At 60.6% G+C, this 20,230-nt stretch carries 14 protein-coding genes and 3 pseudogenes; 7 read left to right on the forward strand and 10 right to left on the reverse strand.

All coding sequences use genetic code 11. The annotated features are described in order from the left end of the window. Positions 1-2: 2 nt before the first annotated feature. The 4 genes from ACZ1JM_RS09895 to ACZ1JM_RS09910 all read right to left on the reverse strand — a co-directional run bounded on the left by ACZ1JM_RS09895 (position 3) and on the right by ACZ1JM_RS09910 (position 5,317). Positions 3-2,381, reverse strand: a complete 2,379-nt coding sequence (locus tag ACZ1JM_RS09895) for a TonB-dependent receptor (protein ID WP_465134645.1) — start codon at positions 2,379-2,381, stop codon at positions 3-5. A gap of 337 nt (positions 2,382-2,718) precedes the next feature. Then, a complete protein-coding gene (locus tag ACZ1JM_RS09900; protein ID WP_465134646.1) occupies positions 2,719-2,868 on the reverse strand; it encodes a hypothetical protein in 150 nt (49 codons plus the stop codon). Positions 2,869-3,086: 218 nt separating this feature from the next. Then, positions 3,087-3,641, reverse strand: coding sequence for an ankyrin repeat domain-containing protein (locus ACZ1JM_RS09905; RefSeq protein ID WP_465134647.1), 555 nt, complete (start codon positions 3,639-3,641; stop codon positions 3,087-3,089). Beyond that, the gene (locus ACZ1JM_RS09910; RefSeq protein WP_465134648.1) at positions 3,641-5,317 is read right to left on the reverse strand and encodes a catalase; all 1,677 of its coding nucleotides are present in this window, start codon (positions 5,315-5,317) and stop codon (positions 3,641-3,643) included. Before ACZ1JM_RS09910 ends, ACZ1JM_RS09905 begins: the two co-directional genes overlap by 1 nt. Positions 5,318-6,227: 910 nt before the next feature. On the opposite strand from ACZ1JM_RS09910, the gene ACZ1JM_RS09915 reads away from it, so the two are divergent. Next, positions 6,228-9,140, forward strand: coding sequence for a TonB-dependent receptor domain-containing protein (locus ACZ1JM_RS09915; protein ID WP_465134649.1), 2,913 nt, complete (start codon positions 6,228-6,230; stop codon positions 9,138-9,140). Between the two features lie 324 nt (positions 9,141-9,464). Here the strand turns inward: ACZ1JM_RS09915 and ACZ1JM_RS09920 are convergent, their stop codons facing one another. Continuing rightward, positions 9,465-10,094 (reverse strand): DeoR family transcriptional regulator, encoded by a 630-nt coding sequence (locus tag ACZ1JM_RS09920; RefSeq protein WP_465134650.1) that lies wholly within the window; start codon positions 10,092-10,094, stop codon positions 9,465-9,467. A 206-nt stretch (positions 10,095-10,300) separates the two neighbouring features. Between ACZ1JM_RS09920 and ACZ1JM_RS09925 the strand changes: the two are divergent. Next, positions 10,301-10,378 (forward strand): annotated as a pseudogene (locus tag ACZ1JM_RS09925) (hypothetical protein); the annotation flags it as partial. Between the two features lie 46 nt (positions 10,379-10,424). Further along, positions 10,425-11,066, forward strand: a pseudogene (locus tag ACZ1JM_RS09930) (S1/P1 nuclease); the annotation flags it as partial. 16 nt (positions 11,067-11,082) lie between these two features. Here the strand turns inward: ACZ1JM_RS09930 and ACZ1JM_RS09935 are convergent. Next, entirely contained in the window at positions 11,083-11,913 is an 831-nt protein-coding gene (locus ACZ1JM_RS09935; RefSeq protein WP_465134651.1) for an aldo/keto reductase, read from the reverse strand. A gap of 251 nt (positions 11,914-12,164) precedes the next feature. Between ACZ1JM_RS09935 and ACZ1JM_RS09940 the strand changes: the two genes are divergently transcribed. The 3 genes and pseudogenes from ACZ1JM_RS09940 to ACZ1JM_RS09950 all read left to right on the forward strand — a co-directional run. After that, positions 12,165-12,764, forward strand: coding sequence for an SOS response-associated peptidase (locus tag ACZ1JM_RS09940; protein WP_465135031.1), 600 nt, complete (start codon positions 12,165-12,167; stop codon positions 12,762-12,764). A 59-nt stretch (positions 12,765-12,823) separates the two neighbouring features. Continuing rightward, positions 12,824-13,447, forward strand: coding sequence for a thermonuclease family protein (locus ACZ1JM_RS09945; protein WP_465134652.1), 624 nt, complete (start codon positions 12,824-12,826; stop codon positions 13,445-13,447). Continuing rightward, positions 13,438-13,629, forward strand: a pseudogene (locus ACZ1JM_RS09950) (tyrosine-type recombinase/integrase); the annotation flags it as partial. The gene ACZ1JM_RS09945 and the pseudogene ACZ1JM_RS09950, both read left to right, overlap by 10 nt. A 153-nt stretch (positions 13,630-13,782) precedes the next feature. On the opposite strand, the gene ACZ1JM_RS09955 reads toward ACZ1JM_RS09950, so the two are convergent. The 4 genes from ACZ1JM_RS09955 to ACZ1JM_RS09970 all read right to left on the reverse strand — a co-directional run bounded on the left by ACZ1JM_RS09955 (position 13,783) and on the right by ACZ1JM_RS09970 (position 18,941). Then, positions 13,783-15,027 (reverse strand): PepSY-associated TM helix domain-containing protein, encoded by a 1,245-nt coding sequence (locus tag ACZ1JM_RS09955; RefSeq protein ID WP_465134653.1) that lies wholly within the window; start codon positions 15,025-15,027, stop codon positions 13,783-13,785. 19 nt (positions 15,028-15,046) lie between these two features. Next, on the reverse strand, positions 15,047-17,407 hold the full coding sequence (locus tag ACZ1JM_RS09960) for a TonB-dependent siderophore receptor (RefSeq protein WP_465134654.1): 2,361 nt from the start codon (positions 17,405-17,407) through the stop codon (positions 15,047-15,049). A 78-nt stretch (positions 17,408-17,485) separates the two neighbouring features. Next, complete coding sequence (locus ACZ1JM_RS09965) at positions 17,486-18,445, reverse strand: FecR family protein (protein WP_465134655.1); 960 nt, start codon at positions 18,443-18,445, stop codon at positions 17,486-17,488. Next, positions 18,429-18,941 (reverse strand): sigma-70 family RNA polymerase sigma factor, encoded by a 513-nt coding sequence (locus tag ACZ1JM_RS09970; RefSeq protein ID WP_465134656.1) that lies wholly within the window; start codon positions 18,939-18,941, stop codon positions 18,429-18,431. Before ACZ1JM_RS09970 ends, ACZ1JM_RS09965 begins: the two co-directional genes overlap by 17 nt. Positions 18,942-19,400: 459 nt before the next feature. Here ACZ1JM_RS09970 and ACZ1JM_RS09975 point away from each other — a divergent pair, with 459 nt between their 5' ends. Further along, positions 19,401-20,177: a hypothetical protein gene (locus tag ACZ1JM_RS09975; protein ID WP_465134657.1), complete on the forward strand. Its 777-nt coding sequence runs from the start codon at positions 19,401-19,403 to the stop codon at positions 20,175-20,177. Positions 20,178-20,230: the final 53 nt, after the last annotated feature.

The following is a 20,230-nucleotide window of genomic DNA, read 5'->3' on the forward strand; positions in this document are numbered from 1 at the left end:
GGTCAAAAATTTGCCCGCAATGTGGCGCCCAGGGTGCGCGGTTCGCCTGGCAGGCCCGTGACTACGCCGATTGGCTGAACCACCTTCGTCACGAAGAAGTCCTTTTGCGCCAGGTTGCGTGCCCATACGGACAGGTCATAGCGCCCCTCAAGAAAGCTGAGGCCGACACGGGCGTTGAGCACGCCATAGGCGGGTATGACGCCATAGGAACTCAGCGTCGCGGTCGCATTGGTCGACGAGCGATGGAGATAATTGATACGGGTGTAGACCGAGACGCCGTCGCTAAGGGGTCGGGATGCATCGACATTCAACGTATAGGTAAATTTGGGCACCAGCGGAAACGACGTGCCCGACAAATCCTGGATCGGGCCGAGATAGGCGCGCTCGGGTGCCTGCGCGGCATTCTTGTAACTGACATAGCGCGCGTCGGTGTAGGCCGCCGAAGCACCCAGCCGCAGGCCTTCTACAGGCGCGAAATTCAACGTCGTCTCGAAACCTTTCGAGCGCACCTTGGGAACATTGGCGATATACTGGATCGAGGTCGTCGGGCCGGTCTGCTCATTGATGTTCGTCTGGTAGTCGCGCACTTCCGTCAGATAGGCAGCGGCATTGAAGGTCAGCCGGTGGTCGAGCCATTGCGACTTCAACCCTATTTCGAAATTGCCGACCTTCTCCGGCGCGATCACCGGGCGGGATGCGCCACCGGGACTTAGGTTGAGCCCGCCGGACTTGCTGCCCCGAGAGTAGGTGCCGTAAACCAGCACGTCGTCGGCGGGTTTGTAGCTGAGCGTCACCAGTCCCGATATGGCATTGGAACTGTCGCGGGCGTCGAAGGCCAGTTCACGCTGGGAGGCGCGGGCCGCCGTCGCGATCGCCCGATCGGCGGGGGACAGGATGGACAGGTCATTGCCGCCGACCCAGAACTGGCTGAAGCTGCCTTCCTTCTTCTCATGCGTGTAGCGCAAACCTCCAGTCAGGGTCAGCGAAGGCGCGATGTGCCAGTCGATCTGACCAAAGGCAGCGTAGCTTTTTGTGGTCGGATCAGAATAGTTGGACGATTCGAAATTCTCGACCGCGTACCGGTTGATCGCGAGCGTCGCCGGTGGTGTCGTCGCTGGATTATAGTTCCATGCGGCATAATCGCGCCCGAAGGCCGCCGAGCCATATCCGCGTACGACTTGCCAGAAATAATAAAGACCCGCGACATAATCGACCGTATTTTGCCCGTTGGAAGCGATGCGCATCTCCTGGCTGAACTGGCGCTGGCGATTGGACGTGTGCTGCTTGGTCATGATCGGCAGCGAGGTGCCGTCGGTATCGTTCCGGGGATCCCAGTCCCACCAGCGATAGGCCGTGATCGAGGTTAGTGTAGCCGACCCCAAATCCCAATCGACCTGCCCGGATACGCCGTAACTCTTCATATTCGCCTGGATCTGCGCATCGGCGTCGCCCCGGCGGTCGAAGGCTCCCGCCGCCAGCGGGGTATAGCCCAGACGCGCCGAACGATCGAATATGTTGTTGGCGATGCGCTCGCCGTTGGCCAGCGTCGTGAAATATTCGTCATTGATCGACAGCATGAAATATTGCTTCTGCCGCGAATAGTCCCCGATGATGCGGACTGTGACGTCATCGATAGGCTTTGCCAGAATTTGTCCGCGAAGGGTGAGGTTCTCGTAGTTCTGCGCGTCCCTGCCGTTGAAGACGTTGGTCAGGAAACCCTTGCGATCCGTGTAGGCGGCGGTCAGGCGGACGGCCAGCCTGTCCGCGATGATCGGAGCCGATCCCGACGCGCGAAGCTGGCGCTGGTCGAAATTGCCAACGCTGCCTTCGACCACCAGTTCAGGATCGAAGCTCGGTGCGCGGGTCGTGATGTTGATCGCGCCGGCGGTCGTGTTCTTGCCGAACAGGGTTCCTTGCGGACCGTTCAGCACCTCGATCTGCTGCAGGTCGATGAGATCGACCTGAGACTGACCGGGCCGACCATAATAGACGCCGTCCACATAGAAGCCGACGCCATATTCCAGACCATCGATCGCGATCGTGGCATTTGCGCCGAGCCCCCGGATCGTGACATTGGAATTGCGCGCGTTGGTGGTGGTGATCTGGAGCGCGGGCACCAGTTGTTGGATCTGGTTGAAGGTAGAGGTGCCCGAACTGCGAATATCCGCCGCGCCAATGACGCTGAGCGAAATTGGCACGTCCTGCGCCGCTTCATCGCGGCGACGCGCCGTGACGAGAATCTCTCCGGCCCCTGCGTCGCTTGCCTCAGCGACGCCATCCGGCAGCGGGGATTGTGCCTGTGCACTATTCGCATAGCTCATCGCTAGCACTGCAAGCGAAACACCAGGCAGCGCCCGACGCAGCGCGAATCTACGGAACATAGGTATCCCCCTTTGCCAGGCGCTATCACCGCGCCGTCTGACAATTTTGATGGTGAACGCCCTGACGTGGTCGCCTCGGCTGCAAGATGTCCAGCCATGCGGACATCGCAAAAGTCTACTAAGGAAGTAGGCAATTGTAAGCAATTGAAGTTTTTATGAGGTGCGGCAAACCTGAAGTATGGGGTGCTGGAAAAATGGCATTCGCGCGCCGTGGGCGATCGACTTCGCTGCGGGGTTTCCGCACGTGCACCCCGATTTCGGCAGCATGGCTTCGAGATTGCCGGATATGCTGCCCGGGGTGAGGACTGCCGATCTCGATGCTATGGACCTAATGGCTTTACCTTTGGATGTTGCGCAGGCAGCTGTTTCTCGCCAGCGACATGGCGAGTTTCGTAACGTAGCCCGCCCAGTGGGCTGATGGCAGCAACGCGGCAATGAAACTGTAAGTGTTCTTGACGGCCAACAGCTTTCCATCATGCTTGCGCATAATAAATGCTGTTGGCTTCGATCGAGATGACTGCTTCTGATCGAAGCCGCCGTTCCCCACAGCAGACTGAATGGCAGAATTGTTCTACTTTAAGGCAATGAACGAAGGGCCTGAATGGGGCGCCCATTTTGGCTCGGGACCTCCAATATCAGGGCGGTTCTTGCGTTTATGTTTGAACGATTTCCTATGCCATCGAAAAATGGCCGAAGGGTGATGGACTATTGCGAGCGAGACTCCTTCAGCTGCGTCAATGCTGCATTATTGCCTTGGGCTTCTGCCACTAGCGCAGCCGATCGGCCGGCCATGTCGAGAATAGCGGGATCCGCGCCCCCTTTTAGCAGCATTGCAATTTGCGCCGTGCGGCCGAACAAAGACGCCATCATCAGCGCGGTCTGGCCCGCCTTGTTACGTGCATTGACGTTGCACTTCTCCTGGAGCAGGCGAGCGGCGATCCGATCATTGCCTTTGAAAGCCACGCCCATCTGCGCGGTGTTCCCCTGGATAAGATCGGCTTTGCATGGGTCCGCCCCTGCCTTGAGCAGGGCTTCTACCGCATCGGCCTGCCCATTATACGCTGCCAAGATCAGCGGTGTGAAGCCCCTGGCTTCGTAAGCGTTCACGTCTGCGCCGTTCTCTACTAGCAGAGGGATTAGGTCCGTCCGGCCCAGCTTCGCCGCCTCAAAAAGCAACTCCTGCCGCCGCTCTGGCGGCGGCAGGGCGGCAGCTTGTGCTGGGGTGGCGGCCAGCACGGATGCGAGGAAAAAGGCCAGCATCACTGCTGTCCCGCGTAGCGCGCATCAACGGCGGCCTGGTATTCGGTCACGGCCCGGTTGACCTCGCCCATTGGAACGCTGATGGCCTTGGCTATGCGCGTGCCAAGGTCCTTGTCGGCCTGCGCGAAATAGCTGACCATGATTACCTTGGTGCGGGCCGAAGTGACTACGCCAAGGTCGCCGGCGAGGTTCTTGACCAGGTCCGCCTTGTCCGCTGGCTTAAGCGAGCGATAGAAGTTGCCGGCCTGATCAAATGGCTCGGTCTTCGAGACCGGCACGGTCTGGACGATCGCGTCGATCTTGTATGGCGTCGGCGCGAAGGCCGGATCCACCGTTTTGCCCTGCATCACGGACGGGAAATAGTTCACGTCGACCTTGCCGGTGGCCGTGTCGAGCTGACCGTCCTGGTAATTGTTCACGACCGGAACGTGCGGGCGGTTGACGGGCATATCCATTACGTTCGCCCCGACCCGGTAGCGCTGGGTATCCGAATAGGAAAACAGACGTCCCTGGAGCATGCGATCGGGCGAGGGTTCGATCCCAGGCACGAGGTTGGCTGGCGCGAATGCGGACTGCTCGGTCCAGCGGAAGAAGTTTTCAGGCACTTGGTTGAGCATCATTTCACCGATCTTGCGGAAGGGCACGTCCAGCCATTCCTTGGTATCATCGAAGGGGTTGAAGGTGAGCTTGCCCAGTTCCTCGGCAGTCATCGTCTGCACCATGAGATCCCAGGTCGGATAATCGCCTGCCGCGATAGTGCCGTACAAATCGTCGGTCAGGTAATTCGGCGGTGCCTTGGCGGCGGCATCTCCGTTCAGGCTTTTGACGCCTTGGCGGCTGATCCAGCGGAATTTGGCGAAGGTGACCTTGCCCTCCTTGTCGACCAGCTTGAAGGCATGCACTCCGTTGCCGTCCATCGTTCGGTACGAAGCGGGGGTACCTAGGTTGGAATAGACGTGGACCAGCATGTTTGTGGCTTCAGGCGTGCCTGAGAAGAACTCGAAAAAGCGGTTGGGATCCTGCTTGTTGGTCACTGGAGACGGCTTGAGCGAATGGATCATGTCGGGGAACTGGATCGCATCGCGGATGAAGAAAATCGGCAGGTTGTTGCCCACCAGATCCCAGTTGCCCTGGTCAGTATAAAACTTCACCGCGAAGCCGTGCGGGTCGCGCATGCCTTCGGGCGAGCCCGAGGGATGGATCACGGTCGAGAAGCGTACGAACACCGGCGTCTCCTTGCCGGCCAGGAAGAGCGAGGCGCTCGTGACGCTGGAAAGGTCCGCAGTCGCCCGGAAAACGCCCAGCGCGCCGGTGCCTCGCGCGTGGACGACGCGCTCGGGCACACGTTCGCGGTCGAAGCGAGCCAGCTTTTCGATCAGCGTGGTGTCCTCGAGCAGCACCGGTCCGGTGTCTCCGGCGGTCAGCGAGTTGCGGTTGGAACCGATCGGGGCACCATTGTCGCGCGTCATCTGCGGAGCAGCCCCGCCGGGTGAGCCGGACCGCGCATCGACAGTGCCCTCTACGCCAGCCTGTGCGGCCTGCGGCTTGGCAGCAGCCATGGGGGCAGCGACAGTGGTCATGCGATCTTCGACTTGCGTGGCCGTCTGGGCCTGCACCGATGTCATGGATGCGATCGATGCGGCGGTAGCTAGCATAATGGCGTTGGAACGCTTCATGACATCTCTCCTATTGTCGTGACAGCTCTGCGCCTTGTGGACCTGGCGCTCCATCAGCATTCGCCCATCACAGTAATCGGGTAAATCGTTCATCGTAGGGCAAGGTTGCAAATCCTCAACGCGGCGTATTGAAGTAAGCACGATCATAAGGCTGTGGTGTAAACCCCGCCTGTGAGCGATGACGGTACTAGGCTTACGCTGCAGGTGCAGACCAGGTCGCGTATCGACCTGATCATTTATTGGCAGCCGATCGCGAGCGTAGTGTTCCAACGAAATGTGTGGCGGGTGTCTAACACCTCCAAAATGAGGCGGAAAGGAAACGTTCAAATGATCGGATGGACACTTTCAGCAAAGACGATTTGCAGTGTGAACGTCCGAAATCAGGGCGAAATCCGTGCTAAGGCTAGGGGTTCAGTAACAACTCGCGATCCATTTTGGACGCTCAGGCATCAATTTTCTTATCGTTATAAGCAGACGTGCCGCAGTTAGGACAGTTGTTGCCGAATACTGGCGTGCATTTAAATCGCTAAGTTTGCGGCCGAGAGACGGCTGGGACAGGGCTTAACCTACTACAAGATCGTAAACGGATGAAGATGCCCTCAGGCTAGGCGAGTCACATACCTATGAATGGATCTATCACCAGACTACAGATCACGAAGTTGTCACATTCGAGCTTGTGGTTGATCCACAACCCCACCCTTTTTGCACTGTCACTGGGTTGTCCGCGCCGATCGTCTGGCGCTTGCTCGCATACCTTTCGATTGTTGTAGCAAAGTTACATCTTCACGGAAAAGCTAGAAAAATTTGACCGTCGCTCCGGTCAGGGTTGATCAGGGCAGGTGATCTGGCGTTTGTTACCGGTGACATCGAAAGGTCACACAGGGGACATTGTATGCAACGGACTTCCGTCATGATGCGCCAACTACTCTCGGCAAGCTGTCTCAGCCCGCTGTTGGTAACCTCTGCACTCGCGCAGGAAGCTGAAACCCCAGATCAAGGCGAGACCATCGTGGTTACCGGTAGCCGGATCCAACGCAGCGACTACAATGTTCCTAATCCCGTCGTAACCGTGACATCGGAAAATCTCGAGCAGGCGGGTAATGTCCAGATCGTCGATACGTTGCGTCAAAATCCTGCGCTTATAGCCTCGTTCAGCGGTGCGCAGACGTCAGGATCCAATTCTGATTTCGGCGCGGTTGGGGTGCAACTTTTGAACCTGCGCGGCTTGGGTGAGAACCGCACATTGGTTCTGGTCAACGGGCGCCGCCACGTATCGAGCCTTGCTGGTTCGGCTGCTGTCGACATCAACACAATCCCAAATGACCTAATCGAGGGCGTTGACGTGCTGACCGGTGGCGCATCGGCCATCTACGGCGCTGACGGTGTGTCAGGCGTCGTCAACTTCCGCCTCTTGCGCGATTTTGATGGGTTCAAAGCTAGTGGGCAGGTTGGCATTTCAAGCCGGGGCGATGCCGGCCAGCGCTACGGCTCCCTAACTTATGGCAAGAATTTCAGCGACGGGCGCGGCAACATTGCTTTGTCCTACGAATATCGCGATCAGGACAGGGTGAGCAGTTCGAGCCGATACCGCACCGGCAATCCGCTCGGTACATACGGAATTGTGCGCGATCCCAATGACATTCCAGACGATCCAAACCGGCCCGACCGAGTACCGACGAACAATCTGCGTTACGCAGACAGTTCTCCCGATGGCGCTGTCGACCTGAATTTAGATGGCATTCCTGATTTCACCGGTTCGGGCAAGGTCTATGATCGCGGGCGACTACTGCCATCCTCGGGTGGGTTGACGCAAGGCGGAGACAGTACGCCGCTGGCCGGGTATCAAGGCGACCTTCAAGCCTATAATCGCGTCCACAATTTCAACCTGTTATCGCATTATGACTTCAGTGACGCGTTCAAGATCTTCCTCGAAGCCAAATACGTGAAGAACCGCACTTTTACGCTGGCTCAGCCCTCGTTCGACTTCTTCACCTACCTGTCACCCCACAACCCTTATCTGCAGGACCGTTTCACAGGGTTGGCCGACACGACCCAGGGCGCGTTCATCTCGCGGGACAATTACGACCTTGGTGTACGCGGTGAGCGCAATGATCGTGAAACAATGCGCTTCGTCGGCGGCTTCGAGGGACGTATTTCAGAGCACGCCACCTATGAATTGTCCTATACCTTCGGTCAAACCAAGTCGAAGGTGCTGCTGACCGATTATCGCATTGGCGATCGTTACTGGGCAGCGATTGATGCAGTGCGTGATCCAGCTTCGGGCGCCATCGTCTGCCGCTCTACGCTGGATCCCACGGCGAACATCAATCCTGACAATTATGACGCGCCGGCAACCAGCTTCACGCCCGGCGCAAACAGCGGTTGCCGTCCGCTTAACTTACTCGGCAACGGAGTGCGGGACCAAGCGGCGCTTGATTGGGTCAATGCCGACATACTCAATCGCGCCAGAGTGCAACAACATGTTGCATCCGGCTCCATTTCTGGAGACTTTGGTCAGTTTTTCGAATTGCCTGGCGGTCCGATCGGCTTCGCTCTGGGCGGAGAGTATCGCAAAGAAAAAAGCAGCTTCGTTCCTGATCAGCTGTTGCAGCAAGGGGCTCTTCAGGACTTTTCGCTGCAACTGCCCGAAAGCGGCAGCTTCGACGTCAAGGAAGTCTTCGGCGAACTGTCGGTGCCTGTCCTCAAAGATGCACCTTTCGCGTATAATTTGAGCTTCGGCGCAGCGCTCCGGCTGTCCGACTATTCAACGGTTGGCAAAACAACGACATGGAAGGTGGACGGCACCTATGCGCCGATCGCCGACATCACGCTGCGCGCCACTTATTCCGAAGCGGTGCGAGCGCCCAACATTACGGAGCTGTTCGCCCCGCGCAACGGGGGCTTCTCATTCATCACCGACCCTTGCGACCCGGTGGCCCTGCCCAATGGCACTCAATATCGCGCCGCCAACTGCCAGGCAGCGCTGCAGGCAGCAGGCCTGAGCCCGGCGCAAATCGCCGCGTTCAATCCCGAGAATGATCCGACCGCCACCGTCAGTTTGCCGGGCTTTTCCGGCGGCAACCGCAACTTAAGTGAAGAAACGGCACGGACCTGGACCGCAGGCGTGGTTTTTCGCCCCAGCTTCATTCCGGGTCTGACAGCTTCATTCGATTGGTATGACATCAAGCTGAAGAACGCGGTCAATACACCCACCGCAGAGGAATTGGCGCAGCTGTGCGTTGATCAGCCTACCCTCGACAATGTCTATTGCCAGAACATCACCCGCACGCCCGGCACGGGCTATATCAGCAGCTACTTCGTGCAACCTCAGAACGTCGCGAACTTTCGGACCGCAGGTGCTGACTTCAAGCTGAATTACGGTTTCGACACAGCGCGGCTCGGCAGCTTCGCCATCGGGCTGGTGGGCGGCTATCTTCACCGCCTGGAATTTATCCCGACGCCCGGCGCGACCGTCAATATTGATCGCAACGAAGCCTATTATCCCAAGTGGAACGCGACTGGCGACATCACATGGAAGCTCGACAAACTGACGGTCAACTATGGCATCAGCTGGTTCAGCAAGACTGACCGCTACACGCGCGAGGAACTAGCCGGCAATCCGGATATCGCCGCGCCAGAATATCTGAAGTTTAAGGAGAAGTGGCAGCATGATCTGTACGTGGCATATGACGTGGACACGCGCTTCCGCTTTTACATGGGCGTGAACAACCTGTTTGACCAGGAGCCCTCGATCGCCTCAGCCAACTATCCTATCAGCTTTGTTGGTCGCTATATGTATGCGGGCGCTAAGATTACGATGTAGTAGAGCTATCAGAGTCAGGAAACGATCTGCGCGGCGCCTCCGATTTTTCCGGAGGTGCCGCGGACATTGTGCATCGAGGTTCATCCGAATGAGCCCGGCGAATTCAGTGAGTGTCAGAACAGCTGCCCCAATCTGCCTCTGAGATACATAATAGGTCATGGGCGCTCGGCACGACTGATTGTCCTTAACCAGCCCATCCTCGCGGGCAGTTCTTTACGTTATCCTCACGTAAATTAGTGATAGCCGATTCAAGACGAGGGCGTACGCTCGCCCCCGCCAAGCCGTTGGGACGGTAGAGCCGGTCACGACGGATTGGCCAAGACCTCACGAAATGCAACGATACCGCCCTTTGCGGCGTGATCCGACATAGGCCAACAGCCCAGCAGCCTTGAGCCTCGCAATGTCGCGCCGTGCGGTCTTGGGGCTGACCGCCCATACGTCCATGATTTCGCTCGCCGCGCAGCGATATCCTTGGGCGACTCGGCACAAGAACCAGTGCTGCCGCTCGTTGAGCTCGACCGGATCAGGGTCATCCAATGGGTCACGATTAGGGTCGCTTCCAAGGTCATCGAGCGGACGTCCGCTTGGCGGCAAGCCCGCCGCATTCTCGCCCGTGACATAGGCGGCGCGTGCAGCCGCGAGGGAATAGCGACCGACAAAACTGCCCACCCCAGTCGCGGCAGGGCGCTCGATGAGACCTAGAACGAAGGCCCGGATGACGGGCGAGGACACCATGAGGCGCAGGAACAACACGGTATCGAGGCCATGTTGACCCGACAACCAGTGTTTGACGGCGCGTTCGCTCGCATGGGTCTGGCGTATCAGCATCTTGACCGCCTGATGGCTGTTGCCATGCTCCTTTTTCAGCAGCTCGGCCATCGTGCGAGCATAGCTTTCATGATCTGCAAGGACGCTGGTCCAGGCCGGTAACCTCCTGCCCCTTTTCGGCAACATCTTCCGTATCCTCAATCGGTAGACTGAGAGCGGCTCGAAGTACGGCTGAGACCGGGTGCGAAACCGCGACCAATCATTTCCAGCGCCGTGACAGGCATCGCATGATGCCAACGAAGAAAAGGTGAGGCTTGTCGATTAACACGGCCTTCGATGAAGATCACCCGTCTTCCCCAGGACACCGGGTGCGGGCCGCGGAATATGTCCGCATGTCGACCGACCATCAGAAATACTCGACCGAAAATCAGGCCGATGCGATCCGGCACTATGCCGCAACCCGCGGGATCGACATCGTACGGACCTATGCGGATGAGGGGAAGAGCGGCCTCAAGATCGAGGGGCGCGACCTGGCCCGACGACATGAAGTCCGATCCCGACGCCTTCTGGCAGAAGCAGGCGAGCCCCTGGCATTACGTCACCGTGAAGGGCGACGATTACAAACCTTCCGATGCTCCAGCAGTGGGCGACGCGGTGACGGCGCTCACGCGTTTCACTGCGACCCTGCGCAATTCGCATGCTTCGATCAGTGACAAGCGCCTCGCGCTGCGTTTCATCGTCCACATCATCGGCGACCTGCACCAGCCGCTTCACGACGGTGCCGGCGACGACCGTGGGGGCAACACTGTCGCCGTCACGTGGTTCGGCAAGCCGACCAACCTGCATTCGGTGTGGGATTCAGCCTTGGTCGAGCAGCGATCGCTTTCGTACTCCGAGTACGCGAACTGGCTGTCCCGTTCGATCACCCCCCAGGAGGTGATCGCCTGGACCGAGCGCGATCCCGCGGTGTGGATCCATGAGAGCATAGCGCTGCGCAAGACGATCTATCCGACCGATCCGGCACTCTCGTGGGACTACGCCCATCAGCATCGGACCGAAGTCGACGATCGCCTTAAGCGGGCCGGCGTGAGGATCGCGGCTTATCTCAATTGGATCTTCGACAGTGCCCCAGCGGCAGGCGGCGCCGCGAAGCGCTAGGCGGCGTCAAGTTCGCTCAAAGCATCTCGAGCGGGCGCCGCCTGGCCGGCTTTGGGAAGCTGTGCTCCAGCAGCGCAACATCGTCTTCAGTGAGTTCGAGGTCCATCGCAGCGTGATTGTCGCGAACGTGGGCGAGCGAAGCTGCCTTCGGTATTGCCAGCACCCCAGGCCGCCGAAGCAGCCAGGCCAGAGCGACCTGCGCTGGTGACACGTCATGTTTCATGGCGATCTGCGTCAGTGCCCGGTGTCCGAGCAGGCGACCCTGTTCGACCGGACTGTAAGCCATGACCGGGATGGAGCGCTGCTCGAGCCATGGGATCAACTCGAACTCGGGGCCACGCCGGGTCAGATTGTAGAGTATCTGGTTTGTCATGCAGGCCAGGCCCCCGGCCGCCTCCAGTTCTCCCATGTCCGCGGTGTCGAGGTTGCTCACACCCCAGCGCGCAATCAGCCCCGCTGCCACGAGAGCTTCCATCGCCTCGACCGTTTCCGCCAACGGCACGCCGCCGCGCCAATGGAGCAGGTAGAGGTCGAGCCGATCGGTCCCCAGGCGTTCGCAGCTTGCTTCGCAGGCCTGGCGCAGGCGCGCTCGCGATGCATTCTGCGGATAGGCCTTGCTGACCAGGAACACCTCGTCCCGGCGCCCCGCAATGGCTTCGCCGACCACGCGCTCGGCTTCGCCGTCGGCATACATCTCGGCGGTATCGATCAGCGTCAGGCCAAGATCGAGCCCGGCCTGCAATGCGGCTATCTCGTCGGCCCGGCGGCCGGAAGCTTCGCCCATCATCCATGTACCCTGGCCAAGCGCGGGCACCGTCGTTCCGTCCGAAAATTTAATCGTCTTCATGATCGGATGAACGTCCTGGCAACAGTTGGGTTCGCCGCGAATCCTGCATCGACACGACAATCGGATACAACCCAGTCCATCCCGCCCCTCATGTTCGCGGCACATGTTCCGATGCGTGATCCCGGCTTGGCAATGGGATACAGGCAGCCGCAGTTGCCAAGCCGGGACAGGCGGCTACTCTGCTCGGCGAGAGGACGACGGCCATCTGCAACCTGTACCGCCTGACCACGCCGACCAGCGCCATCGCCGGGCTGTTCGCAGCGCAGGTCGGGCCGGCACCCAATGTCGCCGAGGAAGTCTATCCAGGCTACCCAGGTCTCGTCGTCGCCGCTGGAGACGTACGCGCGATGACCTGGGGGTTTCCGCGAGCGATGAAGAGCAAACGCACCGGCCTTCCGATCAAGCCACGTATGGTTAACAACGCCCGCGAGGACAAGCTGGCGACGCCGTTCTGGCGCGACAGTTTCGTCAACCGGCGATGCCTCATCCCGGTCAGCGCCTGGGCGGAGGCGCAAGGCGAGGAAGGCCGCATGACGCGCACATGGTATGCAGTGCCCGGTGACGAACCTTTCGCGGTGGCGGGGATCTGGCGGCCGACAAGCGAGTGGGGCGATGCCTACTCGATGGTCATGGTCGACAATTGCGATTTCATGGCCGAGGTTCACGACCGCATGCCGACGATCCTGCGCAGCAAGGACTGGGAGGCCTGGCTTCACGGGACGCCCGAGCAGGCTTTTGCCCTGTGCCGTATTTGGGACGGACCGCTGGATGCAGACGCAACGACCGAGCCATGGGCGAAGCCGCGCCAACCCGCCGCCGCGCCCACCCCGCCCTCGCCGACTTTATTTTGAGGCATCGAAAGATCCGGCTCGCAATCTTCGCGCTCGTGGTGCTGACAGGTAGATCCGCGATGGCGCAAGCTCAGGAATTCGGCGGAAGCGCGCGCGCTATCGATGGCGACTCGCTCCACGTCGGTACGCGCGAAGTGCGGCTGTTCGGCATCAATGCCCCAGAATATCGCCAGACCTGCAGGATCGGCTTCACCAACTGGAGTTGCGGCGGCGATGCGGCCGCGGCGATGCGCGCGATGGTCGATACCCGTCAGTTGACCTGCGAAACGCGTGACCGTGACGTCTACGGGCGCACCGTCGCGACCTGCCGCTCGAACGGTGGGGACATCGCCGCCAAAATGGTGAGCTGCGGCTTTGCGATCGTACTTCTCGGCGCGCCGACAAGCTATGGTCAGCGCCAGGCCGCCAGCAAGACAGCCAAGGCAGGTATCTGGGCCTCAGAATTCATTACGCCTGCCGAAATCCGCGCCGCGCATCCCCGAACTGGCGCAGATGCGAGAACCTCTCCGCCGCGGACGATCTGGCAAAGCAGTCCGGCCACGCGTGCGCCCTCCCCCGGCATGTGGCGCAGCTGCGCCGAGGCACGCGCGGCGGGCGCCGCCCCGGTCCATAGGGGCAGTCCAAGGTACAACCCGATGCTCGACGGCGACAACGACGGGATCGCCTGCGAACCGTCGGCCTGATGCGAAGTGAGTATGGCACGCACTCACTCCGCCGAACGAAGGCATCGATCATCTACAGGGCAACCGGCAACCTTCGTGCCGTCCAAATCCGGCTTGGCCACAGCAAAATCGAAAACACGGTCCGCTATCTCGGGATCGATGTGGAAGACGCACTTGCCCTTGCCGAGAACACTGAGATTTGACCCGTCGGCTCCTCGCTCCGGCGAGGGGCCGAACTCACAGCGGTTGGGACAATCCTGTCGTTCCCAGCGAATGGCCCAAATGGCGAGTTCGTCTGAAACCCGCCATTGGCCGGTCAGAAAATCAGCGATTGTTAGACGGCAGCTTGTCAGCGATTATGGATAATTTGAGCTTGCTCTTTTGGTCTTAATGCCAATCCGAGCGGAGCGTTTTCGGATCCACAGGAGGACGCCCGTTACTGAGAGCATCGTCACCAGCATTCCAATCACGGTTGTCGCAATGCGCCACGGCAGGCCCCAGACACTTGCCATGTGCATGGCGGTCAACCACTCTGTGATCGTGTTTGCGCCGTTCTGACCCTGCGGTATCACCGCCTTGATGAGTTTGCCCGTGCTGCTGTCGAAGATAATCAGCGACCGGCCACCTTCGCGCCGCATGTCTGCCGAGGAACTGTAGATGTAAGCGTAGATGCCGGCGTCTGGTCGGTGGAGCAGTCCGCTTTCCCGCGATGGGTCGAGCATAATATCGGATCGTGACGTTTCCTGTTGCGCAAGACGGCGTCCCACCGCCTCGGCGGCCCGAAAATCGAGAGCGGACCGGTAACGCGGCGCGGAAGGTGGCACGATATCATCCTGCAAGCGTTCATAGCCGAACAGCCGCATGACCGGATCATGGACCGTTGGTAAATTGAACGACACGCCCGACCACGCAAACACCAGTAGCAGTGGCCACAGCCACAAGCCACCGGCACGGTGCAGATCGAATGTCAGCTTGTGACCGCTTGCATACCAACGTACCCGCCAGGCTGGTTTCCAGCGTGACCACCAAGCTGAACCCCGTGTGACCTGACGCTGGCGCACGGGCAGGGTTAGATAAAAGCCGACAAAACAGTCGAGCGTCCAGATCAATGCCGCGATCCCGAGCGCCATCAGGCCCCATCGCCCGAGTGCGAGCGATTGATGGAGCCGGTATATGAAGGGCATGAGGTTGACCATGCCTTCGCTGATATCGCCCCAACGGCGATGCCCCATCGTTCGCCCGCTATAGGGGTCAACGAAGAGTTCATCCCAGCGGCTCGACCAGGGCACGAGGGTCCCGGTTTGATGATCGATGCGGTCGACGCGCAGGATGACGCTCCGCCCCTGCGTCAATCGGAGCGGCAGATAGTCGATTACGCCGCCGGGATGGAGGGCCAATACCTTGTCACGCAGCGCCTGGGGATTAAGCGTGATCGCACCGGGATGCGGCGGCGTCACCCGGTGCAGTTGCGGGGCCGACCAACTCTCCAGTTCATCGTTGAACGCGAGCAGGCTGCCGGTCAGGCCCGCGACCATCAGGAACAGGGCGATCGTTAGCCCTGCCCACCGATGCGCGATCACCCAGAAAGCACGGATACGCATGAGAACGGGAGATGCCCGTTCAGAACCGGGTCGTGAGGTTGACGCGCCACGTCCGCGGCGCGCCGGGCCAAACCTCGAACAGGCTGTAGGCGTTGCTGTAGTAGCGTTCGTCAGCCAGATTCTCGACACTCGCACCCACTTCGACATGGTCGGTAAGGGCATAGGCTATATTGGCATCCAGTCGCCAGTAGCTGGGCAGCGAGAAGCTGTTGGCGATATCGGCGGGCCGCTTGCCGGTGTAGGTCGCGGAGCCGCCGAGAGACAAGCCGGCCAGTGCGCCAGACTTGACCTCATAGTCGCCGCGCAGGACCAGGCTATGTTCGGGGGTGTTACGAATGCGCTGGCCAACTATGGCAGGATTGCTGTCCTCGGTCGTCTTTGCGTCCATGTACGCATAGCCAGCATAGAGGGTCAGGCCAACGACCGGGCGCCCCGTCGCCGACAGTTCGAAGCCCTTGGCGACCTGCTCACCGATCGCGATCAGGAAGCCAGGTGTCACCCGGTCTGCCACCGCCACGTCGCCACGCTCCAGGTGGAACAGTGAGCCGTTGAGCGAAAGCGCGCCGTTCAGCAGGACAGCCTTCGCGCCCACTTCATATTGGGTGCCGGTCTCGGGCTTGAGCGCCGCGCCAGCAGAGGTGATGCCCTGCACGGGGAGGAAAGACGTCGTGCGGTTGGCAAACAGCGAGATCTCTGGCGTCGGCTGATAGAGTAGGCCGAACTGCGTCGTCCACGCCGTCTGCTGCTGATCGCGGGTGAGCGCCGCGCCGCCGCGCGTGCTGACGACGGTCTGGCGATAGTCGGACCAGCGCACGCCCGCGATGAGCTTGATCTGGTCGGTAAGGGCGATGCGATCTTGCGCGAACAGGCCGGCGGTGCGCGTTGATTCGTCGTTGGTCGTGCTGCGGCTTGGAACCAGCGTCGTCGCCGGCCGTGTTGCCTTCAGATAGACGGGCGCGAACAGATCGAGACCGGGTGCGAGGCTGGTGGTCCCGGTCGTATAGCGGTCGAACCAGGTATAATCGCCTCCGATCACCAGTTCATGGCTGAAGGGGCCGATCTCGAACCCCAGGCCCAAGTCCGTATGCGCGGTCCAGGTATCGCCTGACGATACCGACGCCAGCACGGCGCGCGACAGCGTGCGCTTGGCGGTGTCGGCCCAGCCCAGCAGGCCGAGCACCCCTTCCTCGTCCCGATGCTCGTGCATCCATGTCATCGCCGTGCGCCAGCGTATCCTGTCGCTGAAGGCATGTTCCACGCGCGCGGTGATCTCGCTGTCTTCGCGGATCGACGGGCGGAAGGTGGGATCGGTCAGCGTCAGCGATCGCGCGAAGAGGCCGTTAGGATTGGGCAGCACCGTCCCTTCCGCAGGCAGGCCGTTGAAGAAGCCCTCGAGGCGGTTGCGTGAATACATGCCCTCGATCGTCACCGTCGTCGCGTCACCGGCATTGAACGCCAGCACCGGCGCGACAAAAATATGCCGGCGGTGCCAATAATCGATGAAGCTGTCGGCATCGTCATAGGCGCCGGTGACACGGAAACGCAGGTTGCCGTCGGCGGTCAGCGGCCCGGTCAGGTCTACCGTCCCTCTGAAATCGTCGTAGCGTCCATAACTGAGACCGGCGCTGCCGGCCCATTCGCGCTGTGGCTGCTTGGTGACGACGTTGACCACAGCGCCGGGTTGAAGCTGCCCATAAAGAACCGAAGCCGGTCCTTTAAGAACCTCGATCCGTTCGACGCCGATGCTATCGCGTGGCTGCCGGATGGTCGAGACGGCGATACCGTTGACCGTCTGGTTGGCGAGGAAACCCCGGATCAGATAGGTATCGCCAAAGGCGTCGAGGGTCGAGCCGTCCCGCGATGCGCCGGGCAGAAAGCGCAGCGCCTCGCCCACCGTGTCGCTGTTGCTCGATTGGATCGCGTGAATGGTGATGACATCGACGCTCTGCGGGATGTTGAGCGTTGTTTCCCGTGTCAGCCGGCCATAGACGAGGATTTCTGTCTGCGCGGGATCGGCTATTGCAGTCGCAGCAGGCGTAGGCGCTGGCGCAACGGATACCTCGCTTCGGACCAGCACATAGCCGCCGCGCCCGTCCGGCTGCGCCTCAAGCCCGGTTCCGCGCAGGATCTGATCGAGCGCTTCCCTAGAGGCAAGATCGCCACGCACGGCGCTACTGCGCTTGCCCCGGGTTAGGCTGGCATCGGCCACCACGAGTATGCCGGATGCTCGCGTAAAGCGGGCAATCGCGCGGCCCAGCGGCTCGGCCGGCAGGTCGAAGCTGCGCGTCGCCGCGCTCTGTACCTGAGCATTAGCAGGCAGGACGGGAAGTGTTGCACAGCACAGCAGCGCGCCAGCCAGGCGCAGAAAACGATCGGTCATTTATATCCCCCATTGTTCGGATGCTCTTCCTACGGACGGATCAGCCGCGGCGAGGGACAGTGCGGAACGGCTTTTTTTTTAACGGCGACGGATCGTGAGGCTTTCTCCACTCCGTTCGATCGCCACGGGCAGCGCAGCTCTTATGCTCGCCAGCGCGCGATTGGCGTCGGTAAGCGGAAAGGTCCCTGAGACTTTCAGCCCATCGAGTTCGGCCGCGTCGAAACGGATCGGCGTCGGCCGGTAGAGATTGAGCCGGTCGATCACCTGCGCGAGAGGCATGTCGTCCGCGATCAGCAGCCCATCGCTCCATGCCGTCTCTGTCGCTGGGTCGATATCAGCGAGCCGTTGCACGCCACTGCCATCGAGCCGCGCGCTCTGACCCGGCCTAAGTGTCAGGCATCGACGCCCACCCTGGCTTGCACAGGCTTCCACGCCGGATTCTATCACGGTGACGATGGTGGCGTCCGCCGCAATACGCACGCTGAACTGCGTGCCGAGCGCGCGAGCGAACCCTTGGGATGTGCGGATCACGAATGGCTGGGCCGAACCTTTCGCGACCTTGGCCATGACTCCGCCCCGCCAGAGCCGGACAGAGCGTTCTCCCTCATCGACGTCGGCGGCACTATCGCTGTCAAACGTGACCTGATCGGCCGTGACCAGCGTGACTGATCGTATCTCCCCCACGGCCGTGCGTGCATCAGCCATAGGTGCCCGCACGGACGGGTCATGCGCAGCCAGCCATGCCGCGAGGCCAGCGCCACCCACAAGGACAATTGCAACAAAAGCGGTTCGGCGCGAACGCCGCGAAAGCATGGCTTGCAATGCGGTTCGCTCGATCACGTCGCGGTCTGACACGCGACCGGCGATACTGCTCATCCGGTCAAAAGCGATCCAGTGCGACGGATGCTCGTTCAGCCAATGGTCGAACGAGGCGCGGTCGGCGGCGTCGCAATCTTCGTCGGCCAGCCGGGCCTGCCACATGGCGGCCTGTTCGATGACGGCGCGGTTGGGTTCTGCAGGATCAGTCCGGGCAGTCATGCATGACGAGGTAGCAATGGGCGAAGGCTCGCGCGACATATTGCTTCACCATACTCGCCGACACGCCAAGTTCCTGGCCGATCTCGGCATAGGTAAGGCCATCGATCCGGCTCATCAAAAAAGCGCGGCGAACGCGATCGGGAAGTTCGCCGAGCAGTTCCGCCAGGGCGGAGATTTCCTGCACCGCTGCGATGATCCGGTTGGGACACGGCTCTACTGCATCACCCATGTGCAGCGCGAAGGCTTCCAAAAAACATCGTTCGGAACGCTGTCGGCGCACATCGTCGATCAGGAGCCTGCGCGCCACCGTCGCAAGATAGCGTCGCGGATGAGAATGAAAGGACAGCTTGTCTTGCGCCGCCAGTCGGCAGAATGTCTCCTGCACTAAATCGCTCGCGCGCGCCCGGCAACTGGCGCGATCGGTCAGCCAGTTCAGCAGCCAGTGCTCATGCGCACGGTAGATGGATTCCAAAGACGTTTGCGTAAGGGCGGTCATGCCGCGATGCTAAATTATATGATAATGGCTCGCAATAACTTCTTCCATTAGGTGATATGTTGACATTGTTCGGACGGGAGCTGGGACCTTTCCGCCATTCCCATGCGACAGCCGAACGGCAGTTCTTGTCAGAAGCCGGCGTTCAGCGCTCGCCCGACCTCTCGCACGTTAAGGCCGGGGCGTGCGGGCGTCCTTCAGGCGAGGCGCCGACGATCAGTGTGGCCGAAACATCGACCTGCACCCGCCAGGGGCCGAGCGGAAATAAGGGCCTAGTCAGCTCAACAACTATATGGAAGATCCGACAGGAAGAAAGGCGAGGTGATCGCCGACCACCGACGCGCCCGAAGTGTTGGTGGCGTCACGCCATCGGCATAATTGCCAAACGGGCGACTGGGGTCGCCCCTTGTTCGAGACAGGCGGGTCGCCGATTTCTGCGACGCAGGCAAACGGAGTGAGTTAGTGAGTGGAAACAAGCGCAAGCAGGAATTCCTGAAGCAGCACCCGATCTGCTTCAACTGTGGCACCGCGGCCGCGACCACTGAGGACCACGTTCCGTCGCGCGAGTGCTTTGTCGAGCGCCAGTGGCCCGAGGGATTCGTGTTTCCGGCATGCGAGCCCTGCAACGCCAAGATCTCGTCGATTGAGCAAGGCATGGCGTTGCTCATCCGCGTCGCCGACCACGACGAGAGCCGGGTAGATCAGGCGGTGTTGGAGAAGCTGATCCGCGGCGTCAGGAACAACACCCCCGACCTGCTCCCGCGCGAATTCACGAGCGACACGGAGCGGGAAAAGGCCATCGTGGACAGCGGCTGGGTCCCCGGGCCTGGCGAGACCATGGCCGATGCGCCGGTGCTTGCACTAGGACCGGGGTGGCGGGATGCGGTCCACGCGTTCGCGCGGAAACTGACGCTGGCGCTCCACTATAAGGAAGTGGGCCAGCCGTTGCCGCTCGACCATCACATCCGAACAGAGTTCTTCCAATTCACGGATCACGCGGCCCCGGAAATCGTCGAGCAGTTCGGGACTATGATGCCGGAATATCGTACCGGTGAGCGCCGTAACTTCGACTTCGGTGATCAATTCCAATACATCGTCGGGCGTTCGGATGAGGAAGGCGTCTTCGCCTACCTCGCCCAGCTCGCCCAATCATGGTTCATCGTTGGCGTGACGGTGCCGCCGGCGCTGGGCGCGGGTCGGGCCAACTACATCAAGCACGAGGACGAACTGAACCTTTGAAGCCGGCGGCGCCCTGCGTACGATTCACTGGACTGGCATAGGCCGCCAAGGCA

The sequence above is a fragment of the Novosphingobium sp. BL-S-24 genome, from assembly GCF_055521575.1.